This is a genomic window from Paraburkholderia sp. GAS33, from assembly GCF_050436645.1.
In the GTDB taxonomy this organism is placed as follows: domain Bacteria; phylum Pseudomonadota; class Gammaproteobacteria; order Burkholderiales; family Burkholderiaceae; genus Paraburkholderia; species Paraburkholderia phenazinium_B.
In genome coordinates, this window is sequence record NZ_JBNDMP010000002.1 from 732967 (window position 1) to 749483 (window position 16517).

The 16517-nt window shown below is 61.9% G+C and carries 18 protein-coding genes; 15 read left to right on the forward strand and 3 right to left on the reverse strand.

The features are described 5' to 3' along the window. The 14 genes from urtC (at nt 1) to P3T24_RS09640 (ending at nt 13026) form a co-directional block, all read left to right on the forward strand. The gene (urtC, locus tag P3T24_RS09575) at nt 1-1140 is read left to right on the forward strand and encodes an urea ABC transporter permease subunit UrtC (protein ID WP_429434070.1); all 1140 of its coding nucleotides are present in this window, start codon (nt 1-3) and stop codon (nt 1138-1140) included. After that, nucleotides 1137-1874 carry an urea ABC transporter ATP-binding protein UrtD gene (urtD, locus tag P3T24_RS09580; protein WP_429434073.1) on the forward strand — a complete coding sequence of 246 codons (738 nt, stop codon included), beginning with the start codon at nt 1137-1139 and terminating at the stop codon, nt 1872-1874. Before urtC ends, urtD begins: the two co-directional genes overlap by 4 nt. 2 nt (nt 1875-1876) lie before the next feature. After that, complete coding sequence (urtE, locus tag P3T24_RS09585; RefSeq protein ID WP_429434076.1) at nt 1877-2566, forward strand: urea ABC transporter ATP-binding subunit UrtE; 690 nt, start codon at nt 1877-1879, stop codon at nt 2564-2566. Between the two features lie 50 nt (nt 2567-2616). Continuing rightward, complete coding sequence (locus P3T24_RS09590) at nt 2617-3657, forward strand: aliphatic amidase (protein ID WP_429404298.1); 1041 nt, start codon at nt 2617-2619, stop codon at nt 3655-3657. Between the two features lie 24 nt (nt 3658-3681). After that, nucleotides 3682-4158 carry an urease accessory protein UreE gene (gene ureE, locus P3T24_RS09595; protein ID WP_429434079.1) on the forward strand — a complete coding sequence of 159 codons (477 nt, stop codon included), beginning with the start codon at nt 3682-3684 and terminating at the stop codon, nt 4156-4158. Further along, entirely contained in the window at nt 4151-4870 is a 720-nt protein-coding gene (locus P3T24_RS09600) for an urease accessory protein UreF (protein ID WP_429434082.1), read from the forward strand. Before ureE ends, P3T24_RS09600 begins: the two co-directional genes overlap by 8 nt. A gap of 17 nt (nt 4871-4887) precedes the next feature. After that, nucleotides 4888-5586 (forward strand): urease subunit beta, encoded by a 699-nt coding sequence (gene ureB / locus P3T24_RS09605; protein ID WP_074264038.1) that lies wholly within the window; start codon nt 4888-4890, stop codon nt 5584-5586. Between the two features lie 9 nt (nt 5587-5595). Continuing rightward, nucleotides 5596-7299, forward strand: a complete 1704-nt coding sequence (ureC, locus tag P3T24_RS09610) for an urease subunit alpha (RefSeq protein WP_429434305.1) — start codon at nt 5596-5598, stop codon at nt 7297-7299. 30 nt (nt 7300-7329) lie between these two features. Next, nucleotides 7330-8025 carry an urease accessory protein UreG gene (gene ureG, locus P3T24_RS09615; RefSeq protein ID WP_074264036.1) on the forward strand — a complete coding sequence of 232 codons (696 nt, stop codon included), beginning with the start codon at nt 7330-7332 and terminating at the stop codon, nt 8023-8025. Next, entirely contained in the window at nt 8015-8941 is a 927-nt protein-coding gene (locus P3T24_RS09620; protein WP_429434085.1) for an urease accessory protein UreD, read from the forward strand. Before ureG ends, P3T24_RS09620 begins: the two co-directional genes overlap by 11 nt. A 10-nt stretch (nt 8942-8951) precedes the next feature. Further along, nucleotides 8952-9092 carry a hypothetical protein gene (locus P3T24_RS09625; protein ID WP_167379381.1) on the forward strand — a complete coding sequence of 47 codons (141 nt, stop codon included), beginning with the start codon at nt 8952-8954 and terminating at the stop codon, nt 9090-9092. Next, nucleotides 9089-9919 carry a CbbQ/NirQ/NorQ/GpvN family protein gene (locus tag P3T24_RS09630; RefSeq protein WP_429434088.1) on the forward strand — a complete coding sequence of 277 codons (831 nt, stop codon included), beginning with the start codon at nt 9089-9091 and terminating at the stop codon, nt 9917-9919. The genes P3T24_RS09625 and P3T24_RS09630 overlap by 4 nt, the downstream gene beginning before the upstream one ends. Beyond that, nucleotides 9916-11709, forward strand: a complete 1794-nt coding sequence (locus P3T24_RS09635; protein WP_429434091.1) for a nitric oxide reductase activation protein NorD — start codon at nt 9916-9918, stop codon at nt 11707-11709. The genes P3T24_RS09630 and P3T24_RS09635 overlap by 4 nt, the downstream gene beginning before the upstream one ends. 120 nt (nt 11710-11829) lie before the next feature. Beyond that, nucleotides 11830-13026: a mechanosensitive ion channel family protein gene (locus tag P3T24_RS09640; RefSeq protein WP_429434094.1), complete on the forward strand. Its 1197-nt coding sequence runs from the start codon at nt 11830-11832 to the stop codon at nt 13024-13026. A 38-nt stretch (nt 13027-13064) separates the two neighbouring features. Here P3T24_RS09640 and P3T24_RS09645 read toward each other — a convergent pair whose 3' ends face one another. Next, complete coding sequence (locus P3T24_RS09645) at nt 13065-13592, reverse strand: hypothetical protein (RefSeq protein ID WP_429434096.1); 528 nt, start codon at nt 13590-13592, stop codon at nt 13065-13067. 18 nt (nt 13593-13610) lie between these two features. Continuing rightward, the gene (locus P3T24_RS09650; protein ID WP_429434099.1) at nt 13611-14069 is read right to left on the reverse strand and encodes an alpha/beta hydrolase family protein; all 459 of its coding nucleotides are present in this window, start codon (nt 14067-14069) and stop codon (nt 13611-13613) included. A 267-nt stretch (nt 14070-14336) separates the two neighbouring features. Between P3T24_RS09650 and P3T24_RS09655 the strand changes: the two genes are divergently transcribed. After that, a complete protein-coding gene (locus tag P3T24_RS09655) occupies nt 14337-14963 on the forward strand; it encodes a hypothetical protein (RefSeq protein WP_429434101.1) in 627 nt (208 codons plus the stop codon). Nucleotides 14964-15028: 65 nt separating this feature from the next. Here P3T24_RS09655 and hydA read toward each other — a convergent pair whose 3' ends face one another. Further along, nucleotides 15029-16480: a dihydropyrimidinase gene (gene hydA / locus P3T24_RS09660; protein ID WP_429434104.1), complete on the reverse strand. Its 1452-nt coding sequence runs from the start codon at nt 16478-16480 to the stop codon at nt 15029-15031. Between the last annotated feature and the right edge of the window lie 37 nt (nt 16481-16517).

Here is a 16517-nt window from a genome sequence, read left to right on the forward strand (position 1 = left end):
ATGAAAGACCTTCCGATTTCATCGCCGCGCACATCGAATCCGCCGGCAGCGGCACTCAGCCCCGGTTTGCGTGCGACGCTGCTGCTCGAACGCTATTCCGTCGTGATTCTCGCGCTGCTCCTGCTGGTTGCCATTCCTGCGGTGTCCGGCTCCTTCCGCCTCGGCCTGTTCGCGAAGTATCTGAGCTTCGCGTTCTGCGCAGCCGGGCTCGTGCTCACCTGGGGTTACGGCGGCATTCTGAGTCTGGGACAAGGCATTTTCTTCGGTCTCGGCAGCTACATGATGGCGATGTACATGAAGCTCGAAGCCACCTCGGCCGATCCTGCCGCCGCAGTCTTCGGCAACGGTGGACCGCCCGTGCCTGACTTCATGACGTGGAACAGCATCGACAAACTGCCCTGGTGGTGGGCGCCCTTTGAGCACGCGTGGTTTGCCCTGCCCGCCATCGTGATCCTGCCGACGCTGCTCGCCTTTATCCTCGCATACGCGAACTTCCGCAAGCGAGTGGGCGGCGTGTACTTTTCGATCGTGACGCTGGCGCTGGCGTCGATCATGTCGATCGTGATCATCGGTCAACAGGGTTACACGGGCGGCATCAACGGCATCACGAATCTGCCCACCTTCATGGGTTACAGCGTGCAAAGCGACACTGCTGTCTACCTGCTCTACTACGTGAGCGCATGCCTGTTGCTGGCGGCGATCCTCGCCGGCCGCTTTATTCTGAAGAGCCGTCTCGGCAAGGTACTGATCGCAATTCGCGACCGTGAGGACCGCATCCGTTTCTCGGGCTACGACCCCGCCCTCTTCAAGGGCTTCATCTTCGCCGTGGCAGCGTTGTTCTCTGCGATCGGCGGCGCGATGTTCACGTTGCAGGTCGGCTTCGCCTCACCGTCGGTGTGCGGCATCGTGCCTTCGATCGAGATGGTGATCTACGCGGCGGTGGGCGGACGATTGTCGCTGGTGGGCGCAGTATATGGCGCGATCCTGGTCGGCGCGGCCAAGAGCTTTCTCTCCGAAAGCTTTGTTGGCTTCTGGCTGTACCTGATCGGCGGCCTCTTTATCTTCGTGCCGATGTTCCTGCCCAAGGGGCTCGCCGGTGTCATCGAATGGCTGCGCGAGCGCCAGGGAGCCGCCCAATGACCCAGATGATCCTTTCGGTCGAGAACCTGACCGTGTCGTTCGACGGCTTCAAGGCGGTCGACGATCTCAACTTCTACGTCGAAGAAAACGAACTGCACGTCGTGATCGGCCCCAACGGCGCCGGCAAGACCACGCTGCTCGACATGATCTGCGGCAAGACGAAACCCACCTACGGAACGATCGCCTTTAAAGGTTTGAACCTCGAGCGCATGCTCGAATATCAGATCACCCGTGCGGGTGTGGGTCGCAAATTCCAGAATCCGCTCGTCTACGAAGATCTGACCGTGGCCGAGAATCTGGAAATCTCCTACCCCAAGAAGCGCGATGTGATCGGCTGCCTGTTCTTTCACCGTGACGAGACCGTGCGCGATGAAATTGACCGCATCGCGCACATGATCTTCCTCGCCGACCAGCTCGACCGCAAGGCCGCGCAGTTATCCCACGGCCAGAAGCAGTGGCTCGAAATCGGCATGCTGCTGATGCAGGACCCAGAACTGTTGCTGCTCGACGAACCCGTTGCCGGCATGAGCGCAAAGGAGCGCGAGCAGACCGGTGCGCTGCTGCGCGAGATTGCCAAGGGACGCTCGGTGGTGGTTATCGAACACGACATGGAATTCGTGAAATCCGTCGCGCACAAGGTGACGGTTCTTCACCAGGGCAAGAAGCTTGCCGAAGGCACGATGGACCAGGTGCAAAACGACCCCCGTGTGATTGAAGTCTATCTGGGACATTGAATATGCTCGCGATCCAGAATCTCAACGTGTTCTACGGCGAAAGCCATATTCTTCACGACCTCAGTTTCGAGCTGACGGCCGGCGAAACCATTGCTGTGATGGGCCGCAACGGCATGGGCAAGACCACCCTGCTGAAGTCGCTGATCGGTATGATCCCTTCGCGCAGCGGCGAAATCAACCTGGGCGGACGCAATCTGGCAGGAACGAAAAGTTACGAGCGGGTTGCCGCGGGCTTCGGGTATGTGCCGCAAGGCCGGATGATCTTTCCGTACCTAAGCGTGGAGGAAAATATCCTCACCGGCATGGACCGGGTCCGTAAGCCGAAGATTCCAGAGTACATCTATGAGTCGTTCCCCGTGCTTTGGGAAATGCGCGCCCGGCGCGGCGGCAATCTCTCCGGCGGCCAGCAACAGCAGCTTGCGATCGCCCGCGCCCTCGTTTCCGAGCCCAAAGTGCTGATTCTCGACGAGCCCACAGAAGGCATCCAGCCGTCGATCATCAAGGACATCGCCCGCGCGCTCAATCGCCTGAAGAAGGAACGCAATTTCGCCTTGATCGTCTCCGAGCAGGTGCTGAACTTCACACTCGAGATTGCCGATCGCTTTCTCATCATCGAGAAGGGTCGCTTCGTGCACAGCGACCGGCGTGAGAACGTCGACGCAGAACGGATCATGCGCTATCTGACCATCTGAATTCACGACACTCCCTTGCGGGAGTGCACCCTTACCAAAAAGGAGTCCTTATGTTACACGGTGACATTTCTAGCAGTCTCGACACGGTTGGTGTGGCAGTGGTCAACTACAAGATGCCGCGTCTTCACACCAAGGCCGAAGTGCTCGCCAACGCGCGCAAGATCGCCGAGATGCTCAAGGGTATGAAAATCGGCCTGCCTGGCATGGACCTCGTGATTTTTCCGGAGTACAGCACGCACGGCATCATGTACGACCAGCAGGAGATGTACGACACCGCAGCTGCGGTGCCCGGTGAGGAGACCGAAATCTTTGCTGAAGCGTGCCGCAGCGCCAAAGTGTGGGGCGTGTTTTCGCTCACGGGGGAGCGTCACGAGGAGCATCCGAACAAGGCACCGTATAACACGCTGATCCTGATGAACGACCAGGGCGAGATCGTGCAGAAGTACCGCAAGATCATGCCATGGGTGCCGATCGAAGGCTGGTATCCGGGGAACTGCACGTATGTGTCGGAAGGCCCAAAGGGACTGAAAATCAGCCTGATCATCTGCGACGACGGCAACTATCCGGAAATCTGGCGTGACTGCGCGATGAAAGGCGCGGAGCTGATCGTACGCTGCCAGGGCTACATGTACCCCGCCAAGGAGCAGCAGGTGCTGATGGCCAAGTCGATGGCGTGGGCGAACAACGTCTACGTAGCAGTCGCCAATGCTGCAGGCTTCGACGGCGTCTACTCGTACTTCGGCCACTCGGCGATCATCGGTTTCGACGGGCGCACGCTCGGCGAATGCGGCGAGGAAGAATTCGGCATCCAGTACGGCGCGCTATCCAAGAGCCTGATCCGCGATGCCCGCAAGAACATGCAGTCCGAAAACCACCTGTACAAGCTGCTGCATCGCGGCTACACCGGCAAGATCAACTCCCGCGAGGAAGCCGACGGCGTGGCCGACTGCCCGTACGACTTCTACTCGAAGTGGATCACCGATCCGGAAGGCACCCGCAAGATGGTTGAGGCGCTCACGCGCAGCACGCCAGGCACCGAGGAATGCCCGATCCCAGGGATTCCGAATCCGTCCGATCTGGCACATCGCTAAACGGCCCGGCGGGAGCGACACGCGATGATTACCTACACGTCGATCATAGGCAGTGCGTCCGAACCGCGCATTGCCGATCTGCTGCACTCGCTCGAGCATCAGGGGCGAGTCGATTATGTGACGCTCGCCGCCGACGATATCCGGCGGCACCGCCTGCGCGCGCGCACTCAGCGCGGCGACGAATGCGGTATCGCGCTCGACCGCGATGCTCATCTCTTCGACGGCGCGGTGCTGCGGCTCGACCGCGATGCGGCGCTGGTCGTGCGTACTGAAGACACTCGTTGGCTGCGACTCGAACCGCGCGATGCGGCCGCGGCGCTCGAGCTAGGCTACTTCGCCGGCAACATGCACTGGAAGGTGCGCTTCGATCGAAACGCACTGGAAATCGCGGTCAAGGGCGCGCTTGACGATTATCTGCAACGGCTCACCCCGATGCTCGCGGATCAACGCATTCGCCTCGCAACCGAAGGACTCGCGGGGGGAAAGCATCACCATGCCTGAGACGTCCTCCGCTCGCCCACCTGAGGCAATCGCAAACAGGCCCATTAGCCTGCTTGCCAGCCTGCAGCAGTCGGACAGCTTTTTCCCCGGCGGCGCGATGGCGTTCTCGTGGGGTCTCGAAGGCCTCATGCGTGATGCGCTCGTGACTGACGCGACAACGCTGTTTGCGTTCGTCGAATCGCAGGCCTTGTCACGCTGGGCGAGTCTGGATCAAGGGCTGATGTGTGGCGCGTGGCGCGCCGGGGACGCATTTGACGTGTGGCATGAAGTTGATGCGCTGGCCGAGGCCATGAGCTTGCCCCCGGCTCTGCGCAACGGCTCGCGCCGTCTCGGCCGCACGTTGGCCGATGTGCATGCGCGGCTCGGCTCGGAAACGGCGAACCGGATTCGCGACGCCATCTCGGCTGGCCGCACACCAGGTCATCTCGCCACCGTTCAGGGCGCGGTGTGGCGCAGCCTTGGTATCGCGGAGGAAGAGGCGCGTGCCATCTCCGCGCACATGACCTGCACGGGCTCAGTGAGTTCGGCCGTGCGTCTGGGCATCGTCGGTCATCTCGACGCGCAGCGCGTTCTAACGCTGCTGCGCGCGCCGCTCGCACGTGTCCTCGCACAGCCGGCGCCACCGCTCGACGACCTGCACGCCGCCACCTTCGCAGCCGATATTGCCGCGCTGCGCAGCCAGACGCACGACGCGCGGCTCTTTGCCAACTAACAGGAAGGAAGACCGCGATGCTGCTGACCCCGACCGAATACGAGCGCCTGACGCTTTTCACCGCCGCACAACTGGCCCGCCGTCATCGCGACAAGGGTCTGAAACTCAATCATCCGGAAGCCGTCGCACTGATTGCGGACGAAATTCTCGAGGGCGCGCGCGAGGGTCGCAGCGTGGCGGACCTGATCGCCTACGGGTCGACGCTGCTATCCGAGGACGACGTGCTGCCCGGCGTCGCCGACCTCGTGCCGATGCTGCAGGTCGAAGGCTCGTTTCCCGATGGCACCAAGCTCGTGACCGTGCATCAGCCGATCCGGCCCGGCACGCAGACACCCGCTGCCGACACCGTAGTACCCGGTGAAATCCTGGCAATGGAAGGGGACATTGAACTGAACGCCGGCCGCGTTCGCACCACCGTGCGTGCCGTCAACACGGGCGACCGGCCGATTCAGGTGGGCAGCCATTTCCATTTCTTCGAAGTCAATCGCGCACTGCGCTTCGACCGCGCCGCCGCATTCGGCATGCGGCTCGACATCCCGGCAGGCACGGCCGTGCGGTTCGAGCCCGGCGACGCCAAGGACGTGACGCTGGTCGCCTTCGGCGGCACGCAGGAAATTTTCGGCCTCAACGGTCTGACGGACGGCGCGCTCGCCGACACCGGCCTACGCGAGGCCGCCCTCGCACGCGCCGCCCAGCGCGGCTTCGAAGGAGCCTGAATGGTTACGATGACACGCCAGGCCTACGCCGAGATGTTCGGCCCGACCACGGGCGACGCAGTACGCCTCGGAGACACGTCGCTCTTCGCCGAGATCGAACATGACTATGCGGTGTCGGGCGACGAATGCCTGCACGGCGGTGGCAAGACGCTGCGCGACGGCATGGGCCTGAAAGCCGGGCATGATAGCGCAGACGGTGCACTCGACATGCTGATCTGCAACGCGACGATCATCGATCCGGTGCTTGGCATCGTGAAAGGCGATATCGGTATCAAGGACGGCAGGATCGTGGCGATCGGCAAGGCTGGCAATCCGCAAGTGATGGATGGTGTCGACCCGCGCCTCGTATGCGGCGTCTCGACGACTGTCAAGGATGCCGAAGGACTTATCGCCACACCAGGCGGTATCGACGTCCACGTGCATTTCGACTCGGCGCAACTCTGCGAACACGCGCTTGCCTCCGGCCTCACCACGCTGATTGGCGGCTCGCTCGGGCCGATCACGGTGGGCATCGATTGCGGCGGCGAGTGGAACGTGGGACGCATGATGCAGGCCTCCGAGCATTGGCCACTCAACTTCGGCTTTCTCGGGCGCGGCAACTCGAGCAAGCCGGGGTCGTTGCTCGGCCAGCTACGTGGCGGCTGCCTTGGGCTGAAGATCCACGAGGACTGGGGCGCGATGCCCGCGGTAATCGACACGTGTCTGACGGTCGCCGACGAATACGATTTTCAGGTGCAGTTGCATAGCGACACGCTGAACGAGTCCGGTTTTCTCGAAGACACAGTAGCTGCCATGAAGGACCGCACGATCCATATGTACCACACCGAAGGCGCGGGTGGCGGCCACGCGCCCGACATCATCGCGGTGGCGGGACGGTTGAACTGCCTGCCCTCGTCGACCAATCCAACCAACCCGTATACCGTGAACACCTTCGATGAGCATCTCGACATGATCATGGTGTGCCATCACCTGAACCCAGCGGTACCGGAGGATGTCGCGTTCGCCGAATCGCGCATCCGTGCGCAGACGATTTCGGCCGAGGACGTCCTGCACGATCTCGGGGCGATCTCGATGCTCGGTTCGGACAGCCAGGGAATGGGGCGTATCAACGAAGTGATCTGCCGGACGTGGCAACTGGCCTCGAAAATGAAGGACCAGCGCGGACGTCTTTCCAGCGAGCGCACTGCACGCGGCGACAACGAGCGGATCAAACGGTACATCGCCAAGTACACGATCAATGCGGCGCGTACTTTCGGCATTGCCGACACGGTCGGCTCGCTCGAGGACGGCAAGCTCGCCGATATTGTGCTGTGGCGGCCCGCATTCTTTGGCATCAAGCCTGAGGTCGTCATCAAGGGCGGCTTTATTGCGTGGGGAGCGATGGGTGATTCCGCCGCTTCGTTAATGACCTGCGAGCCGCTCGCCATGCGGCCGCAATGGGGAGCGTTCGGACGCGCACCCGCCTCGCTTGCTGTCAACTTCGTGAACCGGCTGGCGCTCGATGCGGATCTGCACGGCCACTTAGGCGTCACGCGCAAGCTGGTCGGTGCGCACGGCACACGAAACCTGAGCAAGCGCGACATGCTGCATAACGACGCGTGCCCTTCCATCTCCGTCAATGCGCAGACGTTCGAAGTGTCCGTGGACGGCCAGGTGATCCGCTGCGACCCCGCGCGCGAAGTGCCGCTTAGCCGACGGTACATGTTGCGTTAGACACATCGCACGGCATACAGGAGTGTTTCGATGAGCACCGAGTTTAATTTCTCCAGCGGCGAGCCGTTTGCAACAACGCCCTTTGATAACGCCGCGCAGTCCACTGGCCATGCTGCACGCGCGGCCCGCGTCGGCATAGGCGGCCCTGTGGGATCGGGTAAAACGCGCCTGCTCGAACGGTTGATTCCGCGCTTCGCGGCACGCGGTGTCGACCTCGCGATCATCACCAACGATCTCGTCACGCGCGAAGACGCCGACCGGGTACGCCGTAGCGGTCTGATCGATCCGGCACGCGTGCTCGCTGTCGAAACGGGTGCGTGCCCCCATACTGCGATCCGCGAAGACCCAACCCTCAACCTGCAGGCCGCGGACGAACTCGACGCACGTTATGCCGGCTTGCGGCTGGTCCTGATCGAATCGGGCGGCGACAATCTCGCATCATCGTTCTCGCTCGATCTGGTGGACTACTGGATCTTCGTCATCGACGTCGCAGCCGGTGACGATATCCCGCGCAAACGCGGACTCGGCGTGCTGTCCTGCGATCTGCTCGTGATCAACAAGTTCGACCTCGCGCCGTACGTGGGCGTCGATCTGGAACGGATGGTCGGCGAGGCGCGTGAGGTGCGCAGCGGACGGCCCGTGCTGTTGACTAACTGTGCGACAGGCGCTGGAGTGGATGCGGTCGCCGATGCCATCGTCGAAAACGTGCTCTTCGATGCGCTCTGAGACGCTACCGGGGTACGTCGACGCGGAACCAGCGCAACTCGATCTGTGTTTCGAGCGTGCGGCGTCCGGCAAGACCTGGCTATCGCGGCAGCGCGGCGGTTATCCGTTTCATGTCGGGCGGGTCTTGCCGCTAACCCGGCGAATCGCCTCTTCTTCATGTCGCTCCCATGCCAACGCGGAAGTAATCGTGCAATCCTCGTCGGGAGGCCTGTTCGAAAACGACCGCGTGTTCCAGCGCTTCGTAGCAATGCCGCGCGCGCGGGCCACCGTTCGCACAGCAGCGGCAACCATCGTCCACACGATGACACACGGCATCGCACATTCGCGGGTCGCCATCGAAGCCCATCCGGAATCGCGTTTCGACTATCTGCCGCAACCGAACATTCTGTTTCCCGCTGCCTGCCTTCTGAGCACCATCGACGTCGTGTTGCACCGGGCTGCAACGGTTCTCATCGCCGATACGTGGCTCACGCACGACCCCACGCACCGGGCCGCGCGCTTCGGTGTGCTGGATGCAACCCTCAACGTCCGCAACGCCGACTCGCAACTGCTGGCGCGCGACCGCTTTCGCCTCGAACCCGGCGCTGCGCGCGGCTCGCTTACCGGGGTGCGGCAGACGTATGGTGCGCACGGTGGCCTGCTCGTGCTCAGACGCGACGACAGCGACGCAGGCAACGAAGCACTGACGCGCGCCATCAATGCAGCACTCCAGAAGCTCGACACGCCCCCTACGACCGCTTATGCCGCAGCGGGTGTGCTGCCAGGCGCATGCGGCACGTTCGTCAGGATGCTGGCCGCCGACAGCATCGCCTTGCGCGCGATCTTTTCCACCGCTGTCGAGGCCGTCCATCTGACGCTCGACAGTTTCCACGAAGGGGCGCCGCGCGCGTCCCAGGCGTCCCAGAACCGCAACTGAGAGGTATGCCGTGACACTTCGCCGTCCGTCCAGGGCCGATCTGATCGATATCAGCCAGGCCCGTCATCTGTCTCTGACCGAAGTCGAACTCGACCGGTATCCCGAACCCGTCCTGCGAGCCGCGCACGCGTACGAGCAGGGAGGCGCATGACGAGAGCGCCACTTACGCCGGCCGGCGCGCCGCTGGACGCGTGGCGTGTCGCGCAGGAGCCCTGGTATCAGCCGGTCGATCACGAACTGGCATGGTTCGAAGCCGCTTACCATGCGCGATTGCCGATCATGCTCAAAGGTCCGACCGGCTGCGGCAAGACGCGGCTGGTCGAACACATGGCGTGGCGGCTCAAGCGCCCGCTCGTGACGATTGCCTGTCACGAAGACATGAATGCCGGCGATCTTGTTGGCCGCTACCTGCTCGACGGCAACGGCACTTACTGGCAAGACGGACCGCTTACTCAAGCCGTCAGGCATGGGGCGATCTGTTACCTCGATGAAGTGGTCGAAGCGCGGCAGGACACGACCGTGGTCATTCATCCGCTGACCGATTCGCGTCGAATTCTGCCGATCGACAAGTGCGGCGAGCTGATCACCGCGCATCCGGATTTCACCCTGGTGATCTCGTTCAATCCGCACTATCAGCATGTGTCGAAGAACCTGAAGCCGTCGACGCGTCAGCGCTTTGTTGCGCTCGACCTCAGCTGGCCGGATGCGCAGACCGAAGCCGCAATCGTTGCGCATGAGGGCGGTGTGCCCCACGTGGTGGCCGAAAAGCTCGTGACGATTGCAACGCGCACCCGCGTGCTTGACGATCCCGCGTTGCCCGAAGGTGCTTCGACACGCATGCTGATCTACGCCGCGACGTTGATTGCGCATGGCATGGATGCGTTGGCCGCGTGCCGGATCGGCATCATCCAGCCACTTGGCGACGACGCCGATCTGTGTGCCGCGCTGATGGCAACAGCCAGTGGCGTGTTCGGATGAACGCCGGTGCGGCAATGGCAATGGCGACGCGCTCGGGCATCGGCAAGACACCCAGCACGATCACTACGCGTGAGGCCATTTCGCTCAACCGCTTCGAGCGGACGCTCGGTTTGTATCTGCGTGCCGCATGGCAGCTGAACGCTCCTGTGCAGGCACTCGTGCGCAATGAAGAGGCAGTTGCACAACCCTGCCCGATCCTCACCGACACAGCACTGATGCTGCCGCGTGAACATGAGGCCGAGGGTCTGGACGACGCGCGCCACTTCTACCTGGCGTGTGCCGCCCATGCCGCGGCCCATCTTACCTATTCGACAGTGCGCTTCGATCCCGCCAAACTACGACCGTTGCAGTTGACGCTAGTTGGCGTGATCGAAGACGCACGGGTCGAGCGGCTCGCAATGGCGCGCTATCCAGGCTTGCAGCGCTGGTGGCTGCCATTTCATAGAACGGGTCCGGAGAGCGCGGGCACCGCGGCTGCTCTGATCGCAAGACTTGCGCGCGCTCTGCTGGACCCGGGATACGTCGATCGAGACGGCTGGGTCACGAAGGGCCGCGCCTTGTTCGAAGAGGCGTTCAGGAGAACAGATGGAACGGACCCCACCATCTCGCGCCATCTCGGCAACCTGCTGGGCAACGATCTCGGCCAGATGCGCATCCAGTTCAACGCGAAGACGTATGCCCCGGAAGCCGTCTATCGCGATGACAACAGCCTGCTATGGGACTTGCCCCCGACACCCATCGCACCGGCATCCGGCGATGCAACACCCGAGCGCAATGTCGCGCCACAGGAAAGCGAAGGAACCGGCGAAGTTCCACCCAAAGAGCCAACGCCGCCCAAACGGATTGCGAATACCCCCGGCGACACACCAACAGCCGCTGCTGCACACGATGAGGAACTGGCCACGCGCGTCGTATCCTTGCATCGCTACCCTGAGTGGGACTACGTGATCCGGCGCTATCGCGGCAACTGGTGCAGCGTCGAATCATTGCGTCTCGACGCCGCCGTGCCAGAGCGTCCGGCCCTTAACGATCGCACAACATCGGCACAGCGCATCAGGGCGATGCTCAATTCGACACGGGAACGCGCCGTCACCGGCAGGACTCGCGAGTTCGAAGGCGATCTGCTCGATCTCGATGCATGCATCGCTGGGCGCATTGATGCGATGCGCGGCGAGCGGGACCGTTTCAAGGGCTTCGTCGTGCCCAGACTGCAAGCGCGCGGTGCGCCGCTCGCGGTGCTGCTGGACCTCTCGGCGTCGAACGCGTTCGACAGGCGCATCGATACCGTGCTCGACGTCGCTCGCATACTTGGACAAGCGCTAAACACGGGTGACCGGCCTTATGCGATGTACGGCTTTCATTCCGATGGGCGGCATCGCGTGCGCTTTCACGTGTTCAAAGACTTCGACGAGATGTGGAGCGCGTCGACCGAGGCCTACCTCGCGCGGATTCGTCCAGGCCTGTCCACGCGCTTCGGCGCGGCACTGCGGCATGCCGGTGCAAGGGTTGGCCAGGAAGCCGCGCGCATGGGCTTCTCCAGAGCCAGCCTGTTGACGGTGTCCGACGGCGTGCCGTTCGATATCGATGTCTTCGATTCACGCTATCTGCGTGAGGACACGCGGCGTGCATTGAACGAGCTTGCGGTGCGGGGCATCCGGTGCGGATGTCTTGCCCTCGATCCGCAGACACTCGATGACGCGAAAGCGCTATTCGGCCGACGCCGGGTTGCACCTCTCAACGACCTGCATGGTTTGCCGTCGGCGCTGGGCGCGCTTATATCTGCCACTTGATGAGCCGGCAACACTACAATACCGCTTGATACGCCAAGGCCGGCAGACAGTTCGCAGCGTGCGTATTAAGTGCATGCGGAACCACGGCGGAGAACGGCCTGCTCACGACTGAGAGGATCTATGTTCGACGGCATCTTCCACATCGTGACGGATCGGGACGGACACCGTCATTTCTATGTCTATACCGACAGCGCCTTCGTCGCCACGCTTCTCGTCATAGCGCTGCTGTTGTTGATCGCCATCGTCAGCACGCTCGGCTACTACCTCACACGCTTCATCATGCTGCGGATCGTCGCCCGGCTTGCGCGCGGCGAACGCCGCATGTGGCTGCGTTCTGCCGAGAAACACAAGGTATTCGACCGCCTCGCGCCGCTCGTGCCGGCGTACCTCCTCTATCTGTCCGCCCCGCTGCTATCGGGTCTGTCGTTTCCAGTGGTCTACCTGCTGGGCGCACCGCTCGAAACGCTCTCCGCGTGCTACATGGTTCTGACGACGCTGCGCGCCGCGTTCGCATTCCTCGCCAGTATTGAAGACCGCTATAGCCACTACCCGCACGCAGCCGAGCGGCCCATCAAGAGCTTCCTGCAGGTCACCACGATTGCCCTGTACATCGCTGCACTGATCGCGCTCATCTCCCTGCTGCTGCATCGCTCGCCAGCCTATTTCCTCACCGGTGTGAGCGCGATGACCGCCCTTCTGATCATCATCTTTCGCGATTCGCTGCTGGGTTTCGTGGCAAGTATCCAGCTGGCTGCCTATGACATGTTGCGCGTAGGCGACTGGATCGAAGTGCCAGGCTTCGTCGCGGACGGCACGGTTATCGACATTGCCCTGAATACGATCAAGGTGCAGAACTTCGACAATTCCATCGTGACGATACCAAGCTATGTATTGCTAACCAATGGCGTCAAGAACTGGCGCGGCATGGTCGAATCGGGAGGACGGCGTCTCAAGCATCCGATTCACATGGACGTCGACAGCATCCGGTTTTGCGACGATGAAATGCTCGCAAAGCTGAGCGCAAGTACTGATCTGATGGCGCCCCTGAGCCTCACGAACGAGGGCCCGCGCCTCACCAATCTCGGCCTGTTTCGCCACTATCTGGTCGGATATTTCCGCCAGCATCCCGCGGTTCGAACCGATATGCCGCTCATCGTCAGGCTCCTGCAGGCGACGGAATTCGGCGTACCTCTGGAGGTATTCCTGTTCGTCAACGACACCGACTGGCATTCTTATGAACGCGTCCAGTCGGATATGCTCGACCACGTCTACGGGATTGTGCCGCTGTTCGGCTTACGCGTCTGGCAAAAGCGCTAGCGGCTAACAGCTAGCTGCGGTCCAGCTTCGCAGCCACATTATTTGCCGGTCCACACCACATCGCGATTTACGGCATACAACCGGCACCCGGCGTGTCCGTTTGCGCAGTAAGCCAGTGCGTCGTTGATCGGATCGATCCCCCATGCGTAGCCCCAGGCGCCGTCCGGCGCGATCGCAAAAGCACGCGGAGTGCGCAGGCTCAGAAACTTCGTGTACATCCGGCGACCGCGTTCGCTCAGATAAGGCACGGCGGAGACGTCCGTTAGTGCAGCGAATTTCGTGCTGGGCGGTTCCGACTCGAGCCGCGGCCAGACCACCGTGTTGTCCACCGCATAGAGCTGGCAATAGCGCGTGAGCTTCCAGCACCTGTCCATTGCACTCAGGCTGGGATCGAAACCGCCCGATATGTAAACCGCACTCGTCGAACCGATTGCGATGGCGCGTGGGAGTGGTGCGGCGAGAAAGTGGCGATACACATCGTCGCGCTGCTTGTCGGTCAGAAACGGCACCGCGTCAAGGTCGTTGATGTCCGCATATGCGCTAGCTGCACGCGCTCGATCCGGCAAGTACTCGGGGTCGACTTCCTAGCTCGGCATGCCGATGCTTGCAAGATCGAGCACCTTGCGTATATCTCGCGCCGAATCGAGTCCGAGCGCCGCGACGTCGCAGCCATGCGGCTTCGGATAGCCCTCGGAACCGGCATAGCCACGCATGATCGGCAGCGCAACCGCATAGCCGCGCGAAAGGAAATAGTAGGGAATAAAGTTATCGGCGACGCGCGGCGTGTTGCGCAGATCGTGCGACGCGCCATGGTTCACGATCACGAGCGGAAACGGCCCGCCGTGCGACGGCATGAACAGCGTCACCTGCAGATGCAGCGGCGGCGACGATTCGACCGGCACGCTCAGCAACTGTTCATTGAGCGGCGCGCGTGGCGCGCTATCGGGCTCGATCGTGACGGACGCCGCGGCGAACCCAGGCCGCGTCGACGCCGCAAGCAGCATGCATAGAAACAAGACGAATGACGAAATCGAACGCAACATACGCGGCTGGTTTTAGTTGTTAGCGCGAGGAGGCTTGAATCAGGTTGAGACCAAGGCAGTACCTGCCTGCTACCGTTTAACGGCAAGCCACGCTAAAACTGAATGTCGCGTGTTGCACCTCAAGGCTCACGCTCATATTTTATGCACCACAGATACCAAAAAACCTGTTAGCGGGTTTCTAAAGAAATTGCCCTGCGTGCCGATATAAAAGCAGGCCATCAATTCAACAACCCCGCCAAACGCCGGGCAATAAATCCAGAGGAAATTATGCTTCGTACCGCCACCGCTTTAGCGCTTGTCGGCCTGCTCGCCGGTTGCAACACCACGCTCCATGTCGAGCGGCCGGACCCCACAAGCGGCCTGTATGCGACCCATTCCACGCTCAAGCCGGCGGATGTGCGAGTTGTAGACAAGTTCGATCCCGCTTATACGCAAATGCTGTATCTGAAGATTAACGCGGAAACGCCGAACCCGCGTTTTGTAGATTTCTTTGTCGCAGCATTCAAGGATATGCACACCTTCAAGAAGGTCATGACGAAGGACGACCTGGAAGCGCTGGTTATCGAACGCAATCTCGGTGGCAAGGTGCCGAACGTTTCCGATCTGGTTGGACTGAATAACCTGAGCAAGGAGATCGGCCCGTTCCTGATCGTCGAGCCGAACGCCGTATTCAAGGGCGGTTATGTATTCGAAGGCACCATGAAGGCGATCGACGCGAGCACCGGAAAAACCGTTTTGCTGATCGATACCAGCGCGGTAAACATGGCGGGCCTTGACGACCCGTTGTTCCATCCGATGCTGAACGGCTTCATCAACTGGACCCAAGGCAAGCCCATTGTGCCGCAGGCGCCCGCGAGCGCTCAAGACGAGCCCCCGACTGCCTCGAAGCTCTAACAACCTCAACCTGGCGAGCGCGCAGCGACATTCACACAAAACCTGCGCGCTCGCCGCGCCGACGACTACCGCTCCACCGCGTGCGGCTCCTTGAGCTTGTTGGCCACGCGGATCGCATCGAAGTAAGCCGCATTAGGCGGACGCTTCAGATACTGGCCCGCGCCGCGTACGGCCCGCAGATCGCCATCGGTCCACGCCAACGCACCGCGCGTCAGCGTGTGTGTCGCGACGCCCTGCACCGTCATACCTTCGAACACGTTGAAATCGACCTTTTGGTGATGCGTCTTGACCGAGATCGTCTTGCTGGCGGTTGGGTCCCAAACTACCAGATCTGCATCTGCGCCCACTTGCACCGCCCCCTTGCGCGGATACAGGTTGAAAATCTGCGCCGCATTGGTCGAGGTAATGCGCACGAACTCGTTAGGCGTGAGACGCCCCGAATTCACGCCGTGATGCCAGAGCACCGACATGCGGTCTTCCACCCCGCCGCAGCCGTTTGGTATCTTCGTGAAGTCTTCGCGCCCCATGGCCTTTTGCGAGGCGCAGAACACGCAGTGATCGGTAGCGGTAGTGTGCAACTGCCCCGCTTGCAGTCCGCTCCATAGCGCCTCGCGATGCTCGGCAGAACGGAACGGCGGGCTCATCACGTGCGCCGCGGCACGCGTCCAGTCCGGATCGCGATAGACGGCCTCGTCGATCACGAGATGCCCCGGCAAGACTTCGCCGAATACCCGCAGGCCTTCGCTGCGCGCCCGCGCAATTGCGTCGGCCGCATCTTTCGACGACACGTGCACGATATACACCGGCACCCCCAGCACCTGCGCAATACGAATCGCCCGGTTAGCGGCCTCGCCTTCCACTTCAGGCGGCCGCGAAAGCGGATGCGCTTCCGGCCCGGTGATACCACGCGCGAGCAACTGACGCTGCAACTGGAACACCAGTTCGCCGTTTTCCGCATGGACGGTGGGCAGTGCGCCAAGTTCGAGCGAACGCGCGAAGCTGTTCACCAGCACTTCGTCGTCGGCCATGATGGCGTTCTTGTAGGCCATGAAGTGCTTGAAACTCGACACCCCATGCTCATGCACGAGCGTGCCCATGTCGCGATGCACGGATTCATCCCACCATGTCACCGCTACGTGAAAGCCGTAGTCTGCCGAGGCCTTTTCGGCCCAGCCGCGCCATGCATGAAACGCCTCCATCAACGGCTGGCGCGGACTCGGAATCACGAAGTCGATGATGCTCGTGGTGCCGCCCGACAAACCTGCTGCCGTGCCCGTATAGAAGTCGTCGCTTGCAGTGGTGCCCATGAAGGGCAATTCCATGTGCGTATGCGGGTCGATGCCCCCCGGCATCACATACTGTCCATGCGCGTCCACAATCGACGCACCCGCAGGCGCCTCCAGTTCCGGGCCAACCTGCAGGATCTTGCCACCGTCCTGCGGGTCCGCGCACAACACGTCTGCCCGCCAGCTACGGTCCGCGTCGATTACCGTGCCGCCGCGAATCAGGATCGTCATCTTGCTGCCTCCTCATTGACTGCTACGTATTCATTGC